At 38.7% G+C, this 20,693-nt stretch carries 17 protein-coding genes; 10 read left to right on the top strand and 7 right to left on the bottom strand.

Annotated features, from left to right (window positions below; translation table 11 throughout):
- Positions 1-127: 127 nt before the first annotated feature.
- The 6 genes from gmk (at position 128) to recG (ending at position 6,909) form a co-directional block, all read left to right on the top strand.
- Entirely contained in the window at positions 128-754 is a 627-nt protein-coding gene (gene gmk / locus H4J39_RS06580; protein WP_182226680.1) for a guanylate kinase, read from the top strand.
- Positions 755-861: 107 nt separating this feature from the next.
- Positions 862-1,146 (top strand): DNA-directed RNA polymerase subunit omega, encoded by a 285-nt coding sequence (gene rpoZ / locus H4J39_RS06575; protein WP_182182330.1) that lies wholly within the window; start codon positions 862-864, stop codon positions 1,144-1,146.
- Between the two features lie 170 nt (positions 1,147-1,316).
- Positions 1,317-3,434: a bifunctional GTP diphosphokinase/guanosine-3',5'-bis pyrophosphate 3'-pyrophosphohydrolase gene (gene spoT / locus H4J39_RS06570; RefSeq protein WP_182226678.1), complete on the top strand. Its 2,118-nt coding sequence runs from the start codon at positions 1,317-1,319 to the stop codon at positions 3,432-3,434.
- A 34-nt stretch (positions 3,435-3,468) separates the two neighbouring features.
- The gene (locus tag H4J39_RS06565) at positions 3,469-3,861 is read left to right on the top strand and encodes a RidA family protein (RefSeq protein WP_182227052.1); all 393 of its coding nucleotides are present in this window, start codon (positions 3,469-3,471) and stop codon (positions 3,859-3,861) included.
- Positions 3,862-4,045: 184 nt separating this feature from the next.
- Positions 4,046-4,753: a tRNA (guanosine(18)-2'-O)-methyltransferase TrmH gene (trmH, locus tag H4J39_RS06560; RefSeq protein ID WP_182226676.1), complete on the top strand. Its 708-nt coding sequence runs from the start codon at positions 4,046-4,048 to the stop codon at positions 4,751-4,753.
- Positions 4,754-4,818: 65 nt separating this feature from the next.
- Positions 4,819-6,909 (top strand): ATP-dependent DNA helicase RecG, encoded by a 2,091-nt coding sequence (recG, locus tag H4J39_RS06555; RefSeq protein ID WP_182226674.1) that lies wholly within the window; start codon positions 4,819-4,821, stop codon positions 6,907-6,909.
- A 61-nt stretch (positions 6,910-6,970) separates the two neighbouring features.
- On the opposite strand, the gene H4J39_RS06550 is transcribed toward recG, so the two are convergent.
- Both H4J39_RS06550 and H4J39_RS06545 read right to left on the bottom strand, forming a co-directional pair.
- Complete coding sequence (locus tag H4J39_RS06550) at positions 6,971-9,595, bottom strand: immune inhibitor A domain-containing protein (protein ID WP_182226672.1); 2,625 nt, start codon at positions 9,593-9,595, stop codon at positions 6,971-6,973.
- 21 nt (positions 9,596-9,616) lie between these two features.
- The gene (locus H4J39_RS06545) at positions 9,617-9,925 is read right to left on the bottom strand and encodes a hypothetical protein (protein WP_182226671.1); all 309 of its coding nucleotides are present in this window, start codon (positions 9,923-9,925) and stop codon (positions 9,617-9,619) included.
- A gap of 140 nt (positions 9,926-10,065) precedes the next feature.
- Here H4J39_RS06545 and ubiE point away from each other — a divergent pair, with 140 nt between their 5' ends.
- From ubiE to ubiB, 3 genes are read left to right on the top strand one after another with little or no spacing between them, the layout of a single operon-like run.
- Positions 10,066-10,857: a bifunctional demethylmenaquinone methyltransferase/2-methoxy-6-polyprenyl-1,4-benzoquinol methylase UbiE gene (gene ubiE / locus H4J39_RS06540; RefSeq protein WP_182226669.1), complete on the top strand. Its 792-nt coding sequence runs from the start codon at positions 10,066-10,068 to the stop codon at positions 10,855-10,857.
- Between the two features lie 2 nt (positions 10,858-10,859).
- The gene (locus H4J39_RS06535) at positions 10,860-11,498 is read left to right on the top strand and encodes an SCP2 domain-containing protein (protein ID WP_182226666.1); all 639 of its coding nucleotides are present in this window, start codon (positions 10,860-10,862) and stop codon (positions 11,496-11,498) included.
- Positions 11,499-11,513: 15 nt separating this feature from the next.
- Entirely contained in the window at positions 11,514-13,079 is a 1,566-nt protein-coding gene (ubiB, locus tag H4J39_RS06530; protein ID WP_182226664.1) for a ubiquinone biosynthesis regulatory protein kinase UbiB, read from the top strand.
- A gap of 71 nt (positions 13,080-13,150) precedes the next feature.
- On the opposite strand, the gene rep is transcribed toward ubiB, so the two are convergent.
- Positions 13,151-15,169: a DNA helicase Rep gene (gene rep / locus H4J39_RS06525; RefSeq protein WP_182226662.1), complete on the bottom strand. Its 2,019-nt coding sequence runs from the start codon at positions 15,167-15,169 to the stop codon at positions 13,151-13,153.
- A 137-nt stretch (positions 15,170-15,306) separates the two neighbouring features.
- Between rep and H4J39_RS06520 the strand changes: the two genes are divergently transcribed.
- Positions 15,307-15,555: a ubiquinone biosynthesis accessory factor UbiK gene (locus H4J39_RS06520; RefSeq protein WP_182182340.1), complete on the top strand. Its 249-nt coding sequence runs from the start codon at positions 15,307-15,309 to the stop codon at positions 15,553-15,555.
- Positions 15,556-15,608: 53 nt separating this feature from the next.
- Here H4J39_RS06520 and H4J39_RS06515 read toward each other — a convergent pair whose 3' ends face one another.
- The 4 genes from H4J39_RS06515 to ilvA form a co-directional block, all read right to left on the bottom strand.
- Positions 15,609-16,334 (bottom strand): helix-turn-helix domain-containing protein, encoded by a 726-nt coding sequence (locus H4J39_RS06515; RefSeq protein ID WP_182226660.1) that lies wholly within the window; start codon positions 16,332-16,334, stop codon positions 15,609-15,611.
- A 208-nt stretch (positions 16,335-16,542) separates the two neighbouring features.
- Positions 16,543-17,310: a response regulator gene (locus H4J39_RS06510; RefSeq protein WP_182226658.1), complete on the bottom strand. Its 768-nt coding sequence runs from the start codon at positions 17,308-17,310 to the stop codon at positions 16,543-16,545.
- Between the two features lie 207 nt (positions 17,311-17,517).
- Positions 17,518-18,951 carry a DUF418 domain-containing protein gene (locus H4J39_RS19100; protein ID WP_259368773.1) on the bottom strand — a complete coding sequence of 478 codons (1,434 nt, stop codon included), beginning with the start codon at positions 18,949-18,951 and terminating at the stop codon, positions 17,518-17,520.
- 137 nt (positions 18,952-19,088) lie between these two features.
- On the bottom strand, positions 19,089-20,660 hold the full coding sequence (gene ilvA, locus H4J39_RS06500; RefSeq protein ID WP_182226656.1) for a threonine ammonia-lyase, biosynthetic: 1,572 nt from the start codon (positions 20,658-20,660) through the stop codon (positions 19,089-19,091).
- Between the last annotated feature and the right edge of the window lie 33 nt (positions 20,661-20,693).

The following is a 20,693-nucleotide window of genomic DNA, read 5'->3' as shown; positions in this document are numbered from 1 at the left end:
CTTAATAAAGCTGGCTTTTTTAATTCTCATATCCCCCCAGAACGCTGCAACTTTAGGGGTGAAATACCTTATCAATTCGTTATAATGCACATTATTTATGTGTTTACCTCTTTTAAAAGGCAATATTGTGACAACTCCCGGTAATTTATTTATTCTTTCTGCACCTAGTGGCGCAGGAAAATCTAGTTTAATTAAAGCCTTATTATCTCAAGAATCGGCCAGACCAATGCAAGTATCGGTTTCTCACACCACACGAGCGCCTCGTCCGGGTGAAAATAATGGCGAACATTACCATTTTATTAGTGTTGATCAATTTCAAAAGCAGATTAAACAAAATGAATTTTATGAGTATGCTGAAGTTTTTGGTAACTATTACGGTACATCAGCATCTGCGATAGATAAGCAACTTGCTCAAGGTATTGATGTTTTTCTTGATATCGACTGGCAAGGCGCCAAGCAAGTACGGATAAAACAACCCAGTGTCACCACGATTTTTATTAGCCCGCCCTCAAAAGCTGAGCTTGAAAATCGCCTTAAGAACCGAGGTCAAGACAGCGATGCCACCATTAAGTCTCGAATGGCACAAGCAAAAGCAGAATGCTCACACTACACTGAGTTCGACTACATTATTGTTAATAACGACTTCACTCAAGCACTGAGCGAATTAACCACCATCGTTAACAACCAACGTCTAAGATGTCAGCAACAAGCAATAACGCATCAATCGATGTTTGAAGAATTATTAAAGGACTAACATTACTGTGTCATTATTGTCCCTAAAATAGAACTATATCTTGCTTAATCGGCTGTAGCCCAGTAAACTACGGCACTATTTTATAAATTTTAAGTTGGAGTGACCAAATGGCTCGCGTAACTGTTGAAGGTGCTGTAGAAAAAGTAGGCAATCGTTTTGATTTGGTGTTAATCGCATCTCGTCGTGCTCGTCAAATTGCCACAGGCGGTAAAGAGCCTTTAGTTGATCCAGAAAATGACAAGCCAACCGTTATCGCTTTACGTGAAATTGAAGCCGGTTTAATCACAACTGAAGTAATGAACAGTAGCGATCGTCATGAACAAGTTCAGCAAGATTCTGCAGAGCTTGCTGCTGTAGCAGCCATTGTTGGTGGCGCTCAACCACAGCTATAAAATCTTTTGTCGCCTTATAGCGACGAGATAAAAACTAAACGCGTAATCATTACTAATGATACGCGTTTTTTATTGTCAGTATTTAACGAATAACGTATTGTGTAATTCTGACTCAAAGCTTTGACTGGCGGTAATAGTTCCGTTCAGCTTAATCATCAAGGATTTAATGCGTGTACCTTTTTGAACCATTAAAAGAACTTGTTTCAAGCTATCTTTCTAAAGTACAAATTGACTTATTAAAACAAGCTTACCTCGTTGCGCGTGAAGCGCATGAAGGGCAAATGCGTTCAAGCGGTGAACCTTATATCACTCATCCGGTGGCAGTTGCTTTAAATTTAGCAAAAATGCACCTGGACCACGAAACCTTAATGGCAGCATTACTCCATGATGTTATTGAGGATACGCCAGTAACTAAAGACGAGTTAGCCGAATTATTTGGCTATACCGTTGCCGAATTAGTTGAAGGCGTGAGTAAGCTTGATAAATTAAAGTTTGATAATAAAGAAGAAATGCAAGCAGAAAATTTCCGTAAAATGATACTTGCCATGGTGCAAGACATTCGCGTAATTCTTATCAAGCTTGCCGATCGCACACATAACATGCGTACACTTGAATCTTTACGCCCAGATAAACGTCGACGTATTGCCCGTGAAACATTAGAAATTTATGCGCCTATTGCCAACCGCTTGGGTATTCACGATATTAAAAGTGAATTAGAAGTTTTAGGTTTTGAAGCCCTTTATCCGATGCGCGCACGTGCATTAAAGTCGGCAGTAAAAAAAGCCCGTGGTAATCGCAAAGAAATTATTAATAACATTCAACAAGAAATCACTGCACGCCTTAAAGAAAGTGGTATTGAAGCGCAAGTTATTGGTCGAGAAAAGCACCTTTATTCCATCTACCGAAAAATGCTCAATAAAGAATTAATGTTCAACGAAGTCATGGATATATACGCTTTTCGTGTCATCGTAGAAAATAAAATCGATAATTGTTATCGAACGCTTGGCGCCGTGCACAACTTATTCAAACCGATTGAAAGCCGCTTTAAAGATTATATTGCTATTCCAAAAACTAATGGTTATCAATCGCTGCACACATCGCTGATTGGTCCACATGGTATCCCTGTTGAAATCCAAATTCGTACGCAAGATATGGATCAAATGGCAGACAAAGGGGTTGCAGCTCACTGGTTGTATAAACAAGACGGCGATAAGAGTGGCACCACAGCTCAAATGAAAGCGCGTCGTTGGATGCAAAGTTTATTAGAATTACAACAAAGTGCCGGTAGTTCATTTGAATTTATTGAAAATGTAAAGTCAGACTTATTTCCTGAAGAAATTTATGTCTTTACGCCAGACGGACGTATCATTGAATTACCTATGGGCGCAACTGCTGTGGATTTTGCTTATGCTGTTCATACTGATGTTGGTAATTCATGTGTCGGCGTTAAGGTTGATCGTAAACCTTATCCATTAAGTAGAGCTATTGATTCAGGGCAAACCATTGAGGTTATTACTTCTTCTGCCGCTCGACCGAATGCCACTTGGTTAAACTTTGTTGTAACGGCTAAAGCACGCTTACAAATTCGTACTTATCTGCGTTCACAAGAACAAACAGAATCTTATGGTTTAGGGCGACGTTTATTGAGTCATGCTTTAGGTAAGGTTAAGATTGAAGATATTGATCAAGCAAAAATTGATCAAGTTGTGAAGGAAACAGGCAATACCAATCTTGATGGTCTACTCGTCAATATAGGCTTAGGCAATGCGTTAAGCATAGGTATAGCAAGACGATTAACCGATGAATTCACTATAGACAGTGCTGAAAGTGGCTTTGCCGATCCGAACAGTAAAACAAAAATGCCAATAAAAGGCACTGAAGGCATGTTGGTAAGCTATGGTAAATGTTGCCGTCCTATTCCTGGGGATACCATTCTTGCTTACTTAAGCCCAGGTAAAGGTTTAATGGTGCATCAGCAAGGCTGTAGAAACATTAAAGGCCATGAACAAGGTAGCTTATTTCCAGTGAAGTGGGACAGCGACATCAATCGAGACTTCATTGCAAAGTTACGTATTGAAATAATGAATCATCAAGGTGCATTAGCGGCCTTAACCAATGTTGTCGCTAAGTGTGAGTCAAACGTTCATGCACTAAATTCAGGTGAAAAAGACTCAGGCCTCTATGCAATTGACATGGAAATAACCTGTCGTAACCGAGTGCATTTAGCCGATATTATTCGCAAAATAAAAGTAATGATTGATGTTCAGCGTGTAGTTCGCAACAAATAGTCAATCATAGATAACAAATTACCTAGTAGGAAGTATTATGAAAACAATAATCAGTACAGATAACGCACCCAGTGCAATCGGCACATACAGCCAAGCAGTAAAAGTTAATAATACCGTTTATCTTTCCGGTCAAATCCCACTCGTTCCTGCAACAATGATGGTTGTTTCTGATGATTTTACCGAGCAAACTCACCAAGTATTCAAAAACCTAGTGGCCGTATGTGACGCCGCTGGTGGTAATATTAACGATATGGTTAAAGTGAATATTTTCATGATGGACTTAGCTAACTTTGCAACAGTTAACGAAGTAATGAGTCAGTACTTTCAAAAACCTTACCCTGCCCGGGCTGCTGTGCAAGTTTCTCGTTTGCCAAAAGACGTATTAATTGAAATTGATGGCGTGATGGAATTACCTAACGTAGGTTAATTCAAGCGTTAAGCGTTAAGCGTTAAGCGTTAAAGTATATTACCCCTTAAATATAAGTGTTACACATAACAGTTAAATTTTAGGGGAAGCCGTCAAATAAATTTAAACAATGAGCTTATGTTTTATAAGTGACTTGTTTAAATTTATTTAGACAATGAACCATAAAGTTTAAATGTGAAGTGTAATGACACCTGAAAGATTAGAAAGAATAAATAAGATGCTCGATAAACGCCAACCCGATTTAACGGTTTGCATGGAAGGAGTACATAAATCACATAACCTTGCGGCAGTTGTTCGCACCGCCGATGCCATTGGGGTTAGTGATGTGCATGCGATATGGAAAAGTGATGAAATGGAAGTCCGTGGTGGCAGTGCTGCGGGTAGTCAAAACTGGATAGATGTTCACAACTACAGTAAAACTAGCGACGCAATTGACGCATTAAAAAAGCAAGGCATGCAAGTTTTAGTCACCAACCTTTCTGATAACGCTGTTGATTTTCGTGAAATCGATTACACCAAGCCAACGGCTATCATTTTAGGCCAAGAAAAATTTGGTGCTTCAGATATTGCGCTTGAAATGGCAGACCAACATATTGTCATACCTATGGTGGGCATGGTGCAGTCGTTAAATGTTTCTGTCGCCTGTTCTGTTGTATTATATGAAGCACAACGCCAGCGTCAATTAGCCGGAATGTATAACACTCCTCGTATTGATGAAAACCGTCGTCAACGCTTCTTATTCGAAGGTGGCCATCCTATTTTCGCTGAAGCCTGTAAACGCAAGGGATTACCTTACCCAGTAATTGATGAAGAAGGACAAATCATCGCCTCTGAACAATGGTGGGAACAGATGCAAATGACCCAAGCGGCATGGAAAGCACTCGATAACTAACCCTAGTGTTGCTGAACTTTTAAACCTAAATTTTTTAGGTCAATGATAGAAAAGGACTAAAATCCGTGTCAACAGGGCTAGCAAAACTTGCACAAATAGCCATCACCAGTTTAAAAGGTGTTGGCCCAAGCATGGCTGAAAAGCTCGAAAAAGTCGGCTTGCACTCGCTTCAAGATTTACTTTTTCATTTACCTAATCGTTATGAAGACCGAACGCGTGTCACGGCTATACGTGACTGCTTTCCTGGCGTTTTCACTAATATTATTGGCGAAATTACTGGTAGCCAAATAATCAATGGCAAAGCGCGTATGCTACTGGTTACGGTTCAAGATGACTCTGGCACTGTAAACTTACGTTTCTTTCGTTTTACCGCGGCACAAAAAAACAATTTAGCACTAGGATTAAGTATTCGCTGTTACGGTGAAATCAAACGTGGTGCTCGTGGTTTTGAAATAATCCACCCTGAGTATAAACTACTTGATCAAGACCAACCTTTAACGGCCGTAGAAGAAACGCTAACACCTGTTTATCCAACGACGGATGGATTACGACAAATAACCTTACGCAACTTAACCGAACAAGCATTAGTTAGATTACAGCGTGGTCAAGTTGATGAGTTATTACCTGATGAATTTAATTTACAAAACTATTCACTGGCACAAGCCTTAGCGCTTATTCATCGCCCGCCACCTGAAACATCAGTAATTCAATTAGAAGAAGGTAAACATCCTGCACAACTACGTTTAATCAAAGAAGAACTACTTGCGCATAATTTAAGTATGCTGAAGTTGCGCCAATCAAGTGATGTTCACCGCTGTGTATCATTAACTAACAATGAAAAAGTCAGTGATAAGTTCTTAGCTTCATTGCCTTTTTCACCAACGAATGCCCAAGCGAGAGTTGTTAAAGAAATTCGTCAAGACTTAAGCCAAGATAAGCCCATGATGCGTTTGGTGCAAGGTGATGTAGGTTCAGGAAAAACATTAGTTGCAGCACTCGCAGCACTCACCGCTATCAATGAAGGGTTTCAAGTTGCTTTAATGGCGCCAACAGAAATATTGGCAGAACAACATGCCATTAATTTTCAACACTGGTTTGAACCGCTTGAGATTAGTGTTGGTTGGCTAGCAGGTAAAACCAAAGCAAAAGCAAGACGGCACGCGTTAGAGCATATCGAAAATGGTAATATGCAGATGATTGTTGGTACGCACGCTTTGTTTCAAGATAAAGTCATCTTTAATAAATTGGCGCTGATCATTATTGATGAACAACACCGTTTTGGTGTACATCAACGTTTGTCGTTACGAGAGAAAGGCGCGTTTGACGGCAATTATCCACACCAACTGATCATGACAGCAACGCCCATTCCTCGTACTTTAGCGATGACTGCCTATGCTGACCTAGACACCTCTGTTATTGATGAACTTCCCCCAGGAAGAACCCCTATCAACACTATTGCCTTGCCCGATACTCGTCGAGATGATGTCGTTGAGCGTATTCGAAAAGGCTGTGTAGAAGACAACCGACAAGCTTACTGGGTGTGTACCTTAATTGAAGAGTCTGAGGTATTGCAATGCCAAGCAGCAGAAGATACCGCGGTCTATTTACAAGAACAATTAACAGAATTAAAAATTGGTCTGGTGCATGGACGAATGAAAGCTGATGAAAAACAGTCGGTAATGCAAGCTTTTAAAAAAGGCGAGTTAAACTTACTTGTTGCAACAACCGTTATCGAAGTAGGAGTTGATGTACCCAATTCAAGCTTAATGGTTATTGAAAATCCTGAGCGCTTAGGTTTAGCCCAACTCCATCAGCTAAGAGGCAGAGTTGGTCGAGGCAAGGTCGCTTCACATTGTGTACTAATGTATAAAAGCCCGCTTTCCAAAACAGCAACCAAACGCTTAGCGGTATTGCGTGAAAGTAATGATGGCTTTGTTATTGCGCAAAAAGACTTAGAAATAAGGGGGCCTGGTGAATTTTTAGGGACCAAGCAAACGGGTCTCGCCGATCTTAAAATAGCAGATTTGCTCAGAGACGCGCATTTAATTCCAGAAGTACAGCAACATGCTTACCTTATTTGGAAGAAATACCCACAAAATGCCCAAGCTATTATTCAGCGATGGATGGGAGAACGCGAACACTTTACCAATGCTTAAGCTTCCTTATATAACATTCAGATTTGAAGCTTAAGCAAAGGCTAATATTGAGCTCAGTGTATTACTTTCTAACGATTCTTAAAAAACATAAAGCCAATAATAAACCAAACCCCATTGAGCCACCGCCACCTGAACTTTTCACTTTTGACGGAGGCACTACCACAACCACTGGCGCAGCACTCACAGTAACACTACGTGCTGCTTTAATACTAAGCCCCGTACTATCTGTTAGCGTTAATTCAACATTATAATTTCCAGCCTGAGTATAAAGGTGACTTGGGTTTTGTATATTACTACTACTGCTATCACCAAAATCCCAAGCATAGGTATATTGTGAATCGCCGCCTGCTGGGGTTGAGGTAAAGTTCACCGCTAAATCATTCGCTGAATGAGTGAATGATACGCTTAAATCAGAAGGCTCGGTGGAACTTGAAAGTGTTACCGTTGTAGAGGTACTATCAGAGCTTTGCAAATCGACCTGCATACTAAAATCAAGTTTGGGTAAAATCAAACCTGACTCAGGTTGTTCCGGTGAAGAATAATCATCGGAGTCTTTAAATAAACTTGTCGCTACACTGTGGCTGTCACCGCTAAATGGCTGTTGATCATACAAGCTAAAAGCAGCATCATGGAGCTGATACGCTGAATTTCGGAAACTACCATTTACAGCTTTAACAAGATTTTGGTCGGCATCAACAACGCCTATAAATAACTTGCCCGCATGTTCATCAACTTTGTTATCAGCAATATTATCATTACGATACCAAAGTAAAACACCCGCATCATAACCGATGTTTTTTAAACGACTATCAACGCTCGTATGGCTGCGTAATTGAATATAATAATGATGAGGTAAACCAGCAACTTTATCAGATAATCGCCTAAAGCCATTCAATGTTGCTTGGTTTTCAGTTTCGCCATCAATGATAATAAGCTCACTTCCCCCATTGGTTACTTTTATTTCATCGGTCACAAAACCATAACCACCTTCTGCTTGGTCAGTCACATAATTTACTTTAATCGTGACACGTTGACCTGCAAAGCTAGAGAGGTCAAAAGTTAAGCCGACCCATTTTAAGTCGCCCTCTGCACCAACAATACTGGCAGATTCTCCACTGAGATACTCTCCTAGCAAGGGGTAGTAAGGATTGCTGTCTTTAGTATTATTTCCTTTTATCGCTGTATTGTTGACGAGCACCTGCACGTAGTCATAATCTTGTTCAATTTCCCAACGAGCTTTCATCGATAATGTCGAAGTACCTGCAGGTAAATCGACAGAAAATGACATACTGTTTTCTAACATATTGCCTTTATCAGAATAAAATTGGTATGCACCGGCATAAGCCACCGGAAAGTCTAATGCTAAAGGAGGTAAATTCACCTTGATTTGGTTAATTGCGGTATGATCAACCGTGCTCACCAAAGAGATACTTTCATTATTTAACGTAGCGAAATTAACTTCACGTTGGTTAATCCAATTACCTTGATAGCGCTCTTGTAAATAATCTCGCGCTAAAGGGCTAAAAGCAGAGGGACGAGTTCCAGCAGGAGCACCTAACCAAGTACCTGAAGCCATGACTGACCACTCTGAAACAGGTGCGCCAATATCACTACTGTCAATATCGTATTCATCAAGTAAGCCTAAATCATGACCAAATTCATGAATAACAACACCGGGAGCAGCATCAATAGGGTTAATCGTATAACCAAAAGCTTTAATATCTGAACCAAGAATATCTGCAGGTTGTGTTCCTGCTTCATTGAACACAAAACTACGATGTGACCAAATAGCATTTTCAGCTAAATTCCCCCCACCTGCCTCTTCACCAATGCTGGCATGAAAAAGCATAATATGATCGATAATACCATCAGGCTCATTAACATTGCCGTCGCCATCAAAATCAAACAAATCCGTTTTATCGTAATCCGACAAATCAAGCCCATTAGCAACAAGCTGCGTTACCGCTTCAACAACAAGTTCCTTAACATTTTTATCATTGTCGGTTTCTTCATCATTGCCACCATAGTAGCTGGCATCATTTGCCGCGGTTACCCAGCCGTTAACTCCACCTGTAAAGAAGAATTGTTGACCTGATTCATGTTGGTAATATTGGAAAGCTGATTCAATGTTTTGCCCTGAAGGACCGTCAAAACCTGTTGCAGAGAACAAAAGCTCATTGTAATGTGCAACAGAATAATTTGGGTAAAACATATCAGTATCATTAGACGTCAAGCCATTTTCATCATGTTTGAGATCATTGAAATCGATAAGTATCGCTAAAATATTAACGGTCGTTTCAACGTCAGCATCGGCCGTTCTTTGTAATAAATGATGTGCTAATTGAGTTTTTTTCAACTCGTTATTAAAACTCATACTTTCACGAAATTCACGACTATTAAAACTTTCCGCTGCAGAGACTTTCTTCGATAATGCTAACGGCAATACGTTAGGCTTGAATGACTTTTTAGTCAGATAGTCAGTCAATGCTTGTTTTTTCTGCTCATCCGTTGCATTAATCGACAACTCACCTCTTTTTTCTAACCAATAGAGAATGCGCTCTTTATTTATAACGCCTGCATCTGCTGGGGCACTTTTAGAAAAAGCGTTAACCTTATCAACATTTTTCGCTTGTAAAGGTAAGCTATTGATTAGCAAAAACAAACCTAATAAGTGTGCTATTTTCATGAGTTTTCCTACTATGAGTTCTTATTTCTGACAGCTTTTAAAGGCCGCATTTTTCTTACGAATATACGCATTGACTTGGCGCTGTATCTCTTCTTCAGATAATGAAGCGTCAATGGTGCCATTGGTCACTAACATCTCTTTTAGCTTTTGGATATTCTTAAGTGGTGGAGTCGTTGATTGCTGACAAATAATTTTATGGTTAACGACTTTTTCACTACTGTTTTTAGCGACTAATGGTGCTGGTTTTTGCTGGCACCCCTGTAGTAATAATACAACTAAAAATAAATAAAACTTCATAACGTCGCTACCTGTAACAATAATGTTAACCATAATACCGCATATTAATTAACGGATAAAGTTTAACCAGCACAGTCCATTTAATAAAAAACACCACCACTTGATTTGAAGTGTTAATAATTGCTAAAAAATGCGGTAAACTATCGGTAATTTTAGTGATAAGTGAATGTTAGATGACCGCTCAACAAGATAATCATCAGGAAAATAGTTCAGATTCTGCAAGTGAAAACACCACGCATTTTGGCTTTCAAACGGTAGATAAAAACGAGAAAGAGTCAAAAGTTGCCAGTGTATTTCATTCTGTTGCCGCACAATATGATGTGATGAATGATTTAATGTCTTTTGGCATTCATCGTTTATGGAAGCGCTTCACTATTGATGCAAGTGGTGTACGCCCAGGTAACAAGGTGCTTGATTTAGCTGGCGGTACTGGCGATTTGACCGCAAAATTTTCACAACTTGTTGGTCGCGAAGGTAAGGTAATTCTTGCTGATATTAATAGCTCAATGCTAAATGTTGGTCGAGATAAGTTACGCGATAAAGGTTTAGTACAAAATATTGAATATGTACAAGCTAACGCACAATACTTACCCTTTGAAGATAATACCTTTGATATTGTCACTATCGCCTTTGGTTTACGTAACGTTACTGATAAAGACATGGCACTGCGCTCTATTTACCGTGTATTAAAACCAGGGGGGCGCTTATTAGTGCTAGAGTTTTCCAAGCCAGAGCACGAATTAATCAGTAAAGCTTACGACTTTTATTCTTTTAACATTCTTCCTAAAATGGGTGAGTTAGTCGCTAAAGATGGTGACAGCTATCAATATTTAGCAGAATCGATTCGTATGCACCCTGACCAAGATACATTAAAAGATATGATGGATTCGGCGGGTTTTGAACAAACCAGTTTCAAAAACCTAACGGGTGGCGTTGTTGCTCTGCACAAAGGTTATAAATTTTAATTGTGATAAAAATTAGCCCTCAGTTAATGCCTCAGCAAACACTCTGTTCAGCACTAGAGTTTGCAATTAACCAAACACTGTTACTCAGTGTTAAGGGGGCGAGTGTCTTACAACCTTTAGAACAAAAAACATTAACCCTTTCATTAAAAGAATTAGGTTTCCCTTTAAGTTTTTCTATTAATGACAATAAGGTTCTAGTAACCCGCTTAATCGAGCGCAGCAACTGTACAATAAAAACCAGTATAAAAACCTTACTTGAACTCAAAAAAGAACAACAGATTACCGAACTGATCAAACAAGAGAAACTCGATGTTCATGGAGACATCAAAGTTGCTCAGGTGTTTGCGAGTATCGCACAATCACTCGAAATTGATTGGCAAACAGAAATAGCCAAACATATCGGTGATATTCCAACATATAAGCTCTCTCAGATAAGTAAAAATTTAACGAAAAAATTTAATTTTGCCACTCAACAAATTCAAGCTGACGCTAGCGAATGGTTAGTGCATGAAAAGCGCTTAGTGGTTACTTCAAGTCAAATACAGTCTTTTAGCCAAAAAGTTGCCGATGTATCTAAACAAACAGATACTTTATCTGAACGTATTCAGCGACTTGCTAAAAAAGCCAGTACGCCAACCTAATTTTCAAGGAACATTGTGAGCAGTTTACGACTTTATCGCATCATTAAAACATTTCTTCAATTTGGTCTTGATGAACTTATCCCCAGCCATATGCTACCTTGGTATGCGAAACTTATGCGTTTTAGCTTGTTTTGGTTACGTAATAAACACAAAAATAAGCCTTCGGCCTTACGTCTTCGCTTAGCGATTGAATCTTTAGGCCCGGTATTTGTAAAGTTTGGTCAGATGCTTTCAACCCGTCGGGATTTGCTCCCCGATGACTTTGCGAAGGAACTTGCCTTACTACAGGACCAAGTACCCGCCTTTGATGGCGAGTTAGCCAAAGCGATTGTTCTAGACGCGATTGGTGAAGAGACCTTTAATCAACATTTTAGCCATTTTGATACCCAACCACTCGCTTCAGCGTCAATTGCACAAGTACATACGGCAACATTAATACAAGACGGACAGCCTATTGAAGTCGTGCTTAAGGTTTTGCGCCCAAATATTACCGAGACAATTATAGCTGACGTAAAAGTGATGTCTCTCTTTGCAGGTATTGTTGCCAAATTTTTACCCGATGGTAAACGCCTGCGTCCAAAAGAAGTCGTTAATGAATACCGTAAAACGATTATTGACGAGCTTGACCTGAACCGTGAAGCGGCTAATGCCACTTTACTCAACCATAACTTCTCTCAAGGTCATGCTAGCGATAGCGTATTATATGTGCCCAAGGTTTATAGTGAGTTCAGTCATATTAACGTAATGGTGATGGAACGTATTTATGGTGTTGGCGTAGGAGAGATAGAAACATTACAACAGCTTGGCGTAGATATGAAATTACTTGCTGAACGTGGTGTTGAAGTGTTTTTTACGCAAGTATTTCGTGACAGTTTTTTTCATGCAGATATGCATCCTGGAAATGTCTTCGTTGATGCGACGAACCCGGGAGATCCGACATGGATAGCCATAGACTTTGGAATTTGTGGAACATTAAATCGTGAAGACAAACGCTATTTAGCTGAAAATTTTGTCGCCTTTTTTAATAGAGATTACCGTAAAGTAGCAGAACTACATGTCGATTCTGGCTGGGTACCCAGCAATACCAGTGTTGATGAATTCGAATTTGCTATTCGCACCGTTTGTGAACCAATATTTAATAAGCCATTAGCTGAAATATCTTTCGGACAAGTATTAGTGAGTTTATTTAACACCGCACGACGATTCAATATGGAAGTGCAACCTCAATTGGTTTTATTACAGAAAACCTTACTCTATATTGAAGGCTTAGGCCGACAACTATACCCTCAGCTCGATTTATGGCAAACCGCCAAACCTTTCTTAGAAAATTGGGTAAAAGAGCAAATGGGTGTGAAAGCAGTGTTCAAAAAAATAAAAGACAACTTGCCTTTTTGGAATGAAAAGCTGCCTGAGATGCCCGACCTGCTTTATGATTATTTGAAAACAACGCAAGTAACACGTCAAAAGCAAATGCACTTATTTACTGAATTAAAAACTCAACAACACAAAAACCATAAAGTCGTTATTGGTACGTTACTCTTTAGTACCTTGTGTATTTGTGCGGCCATTATATTTCATTAAGACTAAAAGATGGCTTTTAGTCTTACGCTAGCTAAATTCATTAGTATATTTAGCTAGCGTAAAAAAAACATTTACTTATTTTTCTTCAGCATATCCCGCAAATTCGCTACACCCATTTTGGTGGTTTTGTCTTTGTGTTCTTGGCTCTTTTTAGTTTCTGTTAGCTCCCAGCTTAAATCGTCTTGCGGGAGTTCATGCAAGAATCGGCTAGCTTCAGTGCGAGAAACTTCTCCGTATTGTCTACGTTCACGGGCATAAGTGAATATTAATTCTCGTTGTGCTCGCGTAATACCCACATAAGCTAAGCGGCGCTCTTCTTCAACGTTTCCTTCATCCATACTGGTTTGATGAGGTAATAAACCTTCTTCCATACCAATCAAAAATACGTAGGGAAATTCTAGCCCTTTCGAAGCATGCAGTGTCATCAGTTGTACTTGGTCGGCATCATCTTCATCTTCGCCACGCTCCATCATTTCGCGTAACGTTAAACGAATAACAATCTCAGGCAACAACATCGGGTCATTTTCATCATCACCTTCTAACATTTGAGTCACCCAGCTAAAAAGTGTTGTGACGTTTTTCATGCGCATTTCTGCGGCTTTGGGGCTAGGGGATGTATCGTACAACCAATCTTCATAATTTATTTCACGGATCATCGCGCGCAAAACCGCAGGGGTGTCGCCTCGTTCAGCGTGATCACCCGTTTCAACTAACCAGCGAGTAAAGCGTTGTACGTGCACTAAACCTCGGCCCGTTAAATGCTGCTCAAGCCCTAATTCAAAACTAGCGGCAAACATGCTTATTTGCCGCATATTGGCGTAATTACCCAGTTTTTCTAACGTAGTTGGTCCAATTTCTCTGCGTGGTACGTTTACTATTCTTAAAAAAGCATTGTCGTCATCTGGGTTCACAAGTACGCGTAAGAACGCCATCATGTCTTTAATTTCACTGCGAGAAAAAAACGACGTTCCGCCACTAATCTTATATGGAATACGATTGAGCATCAGTGACTTTTCTAATAAGCGTGACTGATGATTACCCCGATATAAAATCGCATAGTTTTTGAATTTACTTTTATTTAAGAACTTATGGCCAATAAGCTCTCCAACAACACGCTCAATTTCATGCTCTTCATTTTTAGCCTGAATAACACGTAGCTCTACACCGTAAGCGAGCTGACTAAATAATGCCTTGTCATAAACATGAGGATTGTTGGCTATTAAGGTATTAGCACATTTTAAAATGCGGCCACTAGAGCGATAATTTTGCTCTAATTTAATGAGTTTAAGTTGTGGAAAGTCTTCTCCGAGTAACACTAAGTTTTGCGGCTTAGCGCCACGCCAAGAATATATAGATTGGTCATCGTCACCAACCACTGTTAAGAGGCCTTGTTCTCCGGCAATTAATTTAACTAATTCATATTGGCTAGCGTTGGTATCTTGATATTCATCGACCAACAGATATTTAATTTTTTTCTGCCAGCGGGCACGCACTTCTGGAAAGTTTTTTAATAAGAGGGTTGGCGCTAAAATCAAGTCGTCAAAATCAAGCGCATTATAAGCTTTCATGTGCTTTTGATAGAGCTGATAAAATTCAGCGAACATGATGGTGTCTGCATCACCAGCCATTTTTAGTGCTGCGTCAGGTAATAACAAATCATTTTTCCAATTGGAAATCATACTTTGTAATTTGCTGAGTAAATCTTTGTCGCCATCAAGCTGTTCGTTAGTGAGTTCTTTCAATAAAGACAATGAGTCTTGATCATCAAATAAAGTAAAACCTGGTTTATAACCTAAAGTCTTAATTTCTTTACGAATGATATCAAGGCCCATGGAATGAAAAGTAGAAACCGTGAGACCACGCGTTAAGCTTTTATCCATCATCTTTACCACACGCTCTTTCATTTCTCGGGCGGCTTTGTTGGTAAACGTTACCGCAGCAATGTTACGTGCTTTGTAATCACATTTTTGAATAAGATAAGCAATTTTCTGACAAATAACCCCTGTTTTACCGCTACCCGCACCCGCAAGTACTAAGCACGGGCCAGTAACATATTTTACCGCTTCATTTTGTCCGGGGTTAAGTTTCATCGTATTTCTACTTTAGTTTGTCTGTTTTCTGGGCGCTGATTTTACCCTGTTTGCTCTAAAGCGTATAGTGAAATAGCCCTTGGTAAAATCATTAAATGTATTACAATAAGCGCATTGATGAACTATGGATAAAAATAATGTTTAACGCTAAAAAGATTGAAGAAATCGCCCAACAAGTTGCTGATGCTATTCCACCTAAATTCAAAGACATTGCTAACGATATAGAAGAGAAAACCAAAGTAGTTTTACAACGTAAATTATCACAGCTTGACGTAGTGTCGCGTGAAGAGTTTGATGTGCAAACACAAGTATTATTAAAAACGCGTCAGAAACTGGCTGAATTAGAAAATAAGCTTGCTGAAATTGAAGCTAAATTAGCTGAATAACTCGGTTGATTACGATAAGTTATTGTCACAATAACTTATCGCTTAATTCAATATTACAAAGAAGCTGTTTTATATAAACGTCTTTCTAAAATGAAGCCCATAATGCCCATTACAAAGAAAAATACGCCACCTATTTGGAGCCAAGCATTTGCTGGATTATAAATATGTTTATTACCTATTAGGCTATAAACACGAAGACCTTTAGTTAAATTAACCACATAACTTTGTCCAAGATACTTTACTGATACGACATGTTTTTTATCTTTACGCTGAGCCATCTCCATCTTCTTTTTATAAAATAGTTTATTGTCGACATCAGGTTGCGGGATTAGAGTTTCCCAATCATTAAATATATCTTTCGGTTCTCCTGTTAAAACAACGCCTTGTGAATAATATTGGAATTGTGTATTAGAAAACAATCGATTATTCTCCCCTGCAAAGAATAAAGTAATAGCAAATACAATCAGCGCACTACATATATAAAGATACCGTCGTTGATTTAATATTTTTGATTGTTGTTGCTGCTTTAACCAATATTCAATATCGGGAATTTGCTTGAGCTGATTTTCAGCATAACTACTGTCGAATGCTGCTATAAATTCAGGTAACGACAACTCAAAAGCAGTTAATAACTTTCGGAATATTTCGTTTGAAGGCATCGATTTATCATTTTCTAATTTCGATAAATAAGATTGCTCTATGCCTGCTAAATTTGCTAAATCAGGTTGACTCATTGCTTTTGCATTTCTTAATTTTTTTAATTGTTCACCAAGCGTCATTTGCTTTTCCTTTTTAAATAATTATATTGAAATGCCGTCGACAGCAGAACTATTCTTGGTTATTCCTGCAATAATATAAAGGTGAATATTTAAGAATACCGTTGAATATAGTGGTGTTTTTTAAGTTTACTTAATAATTATAACAATTTTTACCTTTAAAAATAAAAAAGCAGCCAACGGCTGCTTTCAAATTTAGAAGCACCTAACGTTACTCTACATTTTTTAACTTCTCAATATATTGTAATTTTTCAATATTTTGCATAACTCGGCAATAGAATTCCTCAGGACAAAAGGGTTTTCGTAAGAAATCATCGGCGCCATTTTTAATAAATCTGGCTGATTGAAAGCTCTTTTCAGAACTCGCCACAGCAATAATGATTAATTCATTAATAGGGTGTTTCGCTCTAATTTTTTGTACTAATTCTAAGCCACTCATTCCAGTTAAATCTTGTTCTGTGATCACTATTTTTATGTCTGGTTGTTCATCAAGCTTTTTCAACGCTTTAGTGCCATCGTCAACATCATATACGGTAAAACTTCTCCGTTTTAGTAATTGGCAAACATGATTCCTCGATGCTAAAGAGTCGTCGACAACTAGAACACCTACTTTTTGATTGTTAAGTTGACCATGAAGAATTCTAAGCAGGTAATGATAGGCCTGTGCGTTTTCTTTGGTAATGTAATCAATAATAGGTAGGTTAAGTAACTTCTTATGCGTAGTGTCATCGATTCTCCCCGTCATAATTATGCTGGGAATATCGTGTTGAAGAATAAAGGGAACGACTTCTCCATTGGGTGCGTCGGGTAAACCGTAATCGACCGTAGCCAAGAAAAAACTATGCTGCTGTGCAAGTAGTACTTTTACTTCGGCAAAAGTGTGAGCGATTGTGACGGAATAACCTAAAGAAACAGCCATTTTTTCAATCACTAGCGCAATGGACTTACTGTCTTCAACAACCAGTAACCTTTTTGACATATAAGACTAACTCGCATTGTTATGATAATAAATAACTATAGCTGAGAGTTTTACTAAGTAAACGTATTTTCAATAATGAACTGAACTAAGCACATTTAACACCTTGTAGTTATAACCTTTTTTATTATCGACAATCCCTATTCATTAAAAAAGCAGCCAATGGCTGCTTGTTATTTTTACACATAAACTCAGATAAACTTACAGCACTTATAACTTCATTGTCTGCATTTTTTTATAAGTTAAACTACGCCATAACCATTCCATGGGGCCAAAACGGTAGCGGTTTAACCACCATTTAGACAAGAATATTTGCGCAACAATAATCGCTAAAACAATCAGCATTTGTGGTGCTCTTGATATTTCTCCGTATTGACCGCCTGCATAACCATAAAAGATACTGGTTAAAATAACAGAGTGCATCAAATAATTAGTCAGTGCCATTTGCCCCATAGGTGAAAATGCAGAAAATAATTTTTGCCATTTTTGCTTGTTTAACGCACAAATAACAAGACCTAAATATCCTGCAGATAGTAAATATTGGCCGATATAAAAAAGTGTTTGCCCAACACCTTGCAGTACAACTGAAATACCTGCGGCAGGATGTTGAATAATTAAGATGCTAGCAACATTTAATGGAATACCAACGCATAAACCAACTTTAGCCAAGAGACTAAAAAATTTGTGATGCTCTTGGTGTTTGGTTATTTTTTCAGTCACCACCAGCCAAAAACCTAAAATAAATATTGGCACTAAAACGACCAACGACATAATAGGCGTGAACATCAACATAAATCCAAGAAAGCCAAGCCGGTATTCTGTAGCTTGCCAATAACTATTTTGCATAAAGGCAGTATCTTCTTCAGCAATATCCGCCTGTAATGCTTTACGCTGATCAATGGTTTCAGCAATAGTAATTTCTCTCACTTCTTCATCGGTAAGTATAGTTTCTTCCGCGCTAGACTCTTCACTATCAATAGCATCATTCTTTTCTAATATAACATCAGTATTTGTCAGTAATTGCTGTTCAACTGCTGTATATATATCAAGTTCGTTTTGCCATATTTCTTGATACTTAGACTCGTTAAAAACCATACCCAATATAGAACCCAAAAAACTAACCAGAAAAATAGGGATCATTAGCCACATCAAAGCTAGTTTTAAATAAGCTTTTGGGTCTTCTGTTTTTTTATAGGTAACCCAAGCTAATAGGATTAAACCAGCGATAGCGTACTGATGTAAAATATCGCCACCCCATAAGAAAATCATATGGGCTAGTCCGATAATTAACAGCACAACCATGCGACGAATAAACCAAGCGCCAAAGGGCCGACCGACTTCTTTGGCACGTAAGAGCATAACCGCAAAGCCCATTCCAAAGATAAGGGCGAATAATTTATAAAACTTACCTTCAACAAAACAACGAATTAACCAACCAACCGCATGGTCAATACCTGTTAATGTGGTGTCGTGGGCACCTAAAGAAATAATTGCACGGTTAAACCATTCAATATTCATCAATAAAATACCAACGAGGGCTAGCCCGCGTAAAATATCTAAGGCATCAACACGTTTATGTTTATCTAAGGGTTGTAACTGAGGAGTGGGTATTACTGATTCATCTTCTTGGCTTACTTGCATCATGAATTGTCCATATAATTTTTATGGATATAGAATAAACTAATTTTTATGCAATTGAAAAGTATAAAATGTAAAAAGCCACTTCAATTAAAGTGGCTTTAGTACTTGATCAGTAAAGGTTATTTAAATAATTTCTCGATTTAACTTAAAAACGCTTGATAGGCTTTATTTTCCGTTTCTTCTTGCCATTCATAACCTAAATCTTTGAGATGATTAAAAAAGGCGAGCTGGTCATCATTTTTGACTTCAAAACCGGCTAATACTTGACCAAAAGCAGCACCATGATTACGGTAATGAAATAAAGTAATATTCCAATGCTCACCTAAGGTATCTAAGAACTTTTCCAATGCGCCTGGGTATTCAGGAAACTGAAAACGAAAAATACGCTCTGGGGTTGATGAAGAATTTTGGCCGCCAATCATATAACGGACATGAAGTTTAGCTAATTCGTTATCAGTAAGGTCTGTTGCTCGATAATCTTTTTCAGTTAACTGTGAAAGTAAGTGATTTCGATCATCTTCACCACTGGTTCTAACACCTACAAAAATATTAGCATTTTTATGGCTGCCATCGGCTTTTGTTGCATAACGGTAATTAAATTCAGTGATCACTCGTCCATCTAAGGCATGACAGAAGGTTCTAAAACTACCTTTCTTTTCTGGAATTTTTACTGCGAGCACCGCTTCTTTTTGCTCACCTAATTCACATCGCTCTGAAATATATCGTAACGTGTGAAAATTCATATTAGCGCCAGACAGAATAGCAACTAATGCTTCATCTCCAGCGCTGGTTTTACAATACTTCTGTAAGCCCGCCAATGACAATGCGCCGGCAGGTTCAGAAATCACGCGCGTTTGTTCAAATATATCTTTGATAGAGCTACAAATTTCGTCGGTTGTAACAGTGATCACGTCATCGCAATAATGTTTAATGACATTAAAGGTGTGTTCTCCAATCCTCTTTACTGCAACCCCGTCAGCAAACAGTCCCACTTGTTCTAAGTCGACAGGTTTACCCGCTGCCATAGCGGCTTTTAAGCAAGCAGAATCTTCTGCTTCAACACCAATGACTTTTATATTGGGTCGTAGCTGCTTTAAATAAACCGACATACCTGCCAGTAAACCACCACCACCGACTGGAATAAAAACGACTTCAACTTTTGGGTGCTGCTGTAAAAGTTCTTTGGCAACCGTGCCTTGTCCAGCGATAATATCAACATCATCAAAAGGAGGAACTATCGTTTTATTTTCATCACGAGCAAAATCTAATGAAGCCACTTGCGCTTCATTGAAGCTTTTACCCACTAAACGTACTTCGGCGCCAAAGCGGCGCACATTATCAACTTTTATATCAGGAGTTGTTATCGGCATAACAATCGTGGTTTTAATACCGAGTTTATTTGCCGCAAGTGCCAAGCCCTGAGCATGATTACCAGCAGAAGCAGCAATCACCCCATGAATACACTGTTCTTCGGTTAAATTAACAAGCTTATTATAAGCACCACGGATCTTAAAAGAATGAACAGGTTGCTGGTCTTCACGTTTAAGAAAAATTTGATTACCTAAACGTGATGACAACTTAGTGAGCGGTGTTAAATCACTTTCAATAGCAACATCATAGACAGGCGCCAAGAGAATTCTTCGCAAATAATCGAGCCCTTGTTCTTGAGTTTCTTTCGCAAGCACTAAAGCTTGCTGTTCAGCTTCAGTCATTATATTTATTCCAAAAGGTCATCAAGAAATTCA

The organism is Colwellia sp. Bg11-12 (genome assembly GCF_014076955.1).
Classification (GTDB): domain Bacteria; phylum Pseudomonadota; class Gammaproteobacteria; order Enterobacterales; family Alteromonadaceae; genus Colwellia_A.
The sequence above is the reverse complement of the archived record's forward strand: the minus strand, read 5'-3'. Positions and strand labels throughout refer to the sequence as shown.

What these genes read in the sequence shown, in the direction of transcription:
- ubiE (WP_182226669.1), top strand. Translation starts at nt 10,066, where the DNA reads ATGACCGCTCAACAAGATAATCATCAGGAAAATAGTTCAGATTCTGCA.
- rpoZ (WP_182182330.1), top strand. Translation starts at nt 862, where the DNA reads ATGGCTCGCGTAACTGTTGAAGGTGCTGTAGAAAAAGTAGGCAATCGT.
- H4J39_RS06545 (WP_182226671.1), bottom strand. Translation starts at nt 9,925, where the DNA reads ATGGTTAACATTATTGTTACAGGTAGCGACGTTATGAAGTTTTATTTA.
- H4J39_RS06520 (WP_182182340.1), top strand. Translation starts at nt 15,307, where the DNA reads ATGTTTAACGCTAAAAAGATTGAAGAAATCGCCCAACAAGTTGCTGAT.
- rep (WP_182226662.1), bottom strand. Translation starts at nt 15,169, where the DNA reads ATGAAACTTAACCCCGGACAAAATGAAGCGGTAAAATATGTTACTGGC.
- H4J39_RS06515 (WP_182226660.1), bottom strand. Translation starts at nt 16,334, where the DNA reads ATGACGCTTGGTGAACAATTAAAAAAATTAAGAAATGCAAAAGCAATG.
- ilvA (WP_182226656.1), bottom strand. Translation starts at nt 20,660, where the DNA reads ATGACTGAAGCTGAACAGCAAGCTTTAGTGCTTGCGAAAGAAACTCAA.
- H4J39_RS06510 (WP_182226658.1), bottom strand. Translation starts at nt 17,310, where the DNA reads ATGTCAAAAAGGTTACTGGTTGTTGAAGACAGTAAGTCCATTGCGCTA.
- trmH (WP_182226676.1), top strand. Translation starts at nt 4,046, where the DNA reads ATGACACCTGAAAGATTAGAAAGAATAAATAAGATGCTCGATAAACGC.
- H4J39_RS19100 (WP_259368773.1), bottom strand. Translation starts at nt 18,951, where the DNA reads ATGATGCAAGTAAGCCAAGAAGATGAATCAGTAATACCCACTCCTCAG.
- H4J39_RS06550 (WP_182226672.1), bottom strand. Translation starts at nt 9,595, where the DNA reads ATGAAAATAGCACACTTATTAGGTTTGTTTTTGCTAATCAATAGCTTA.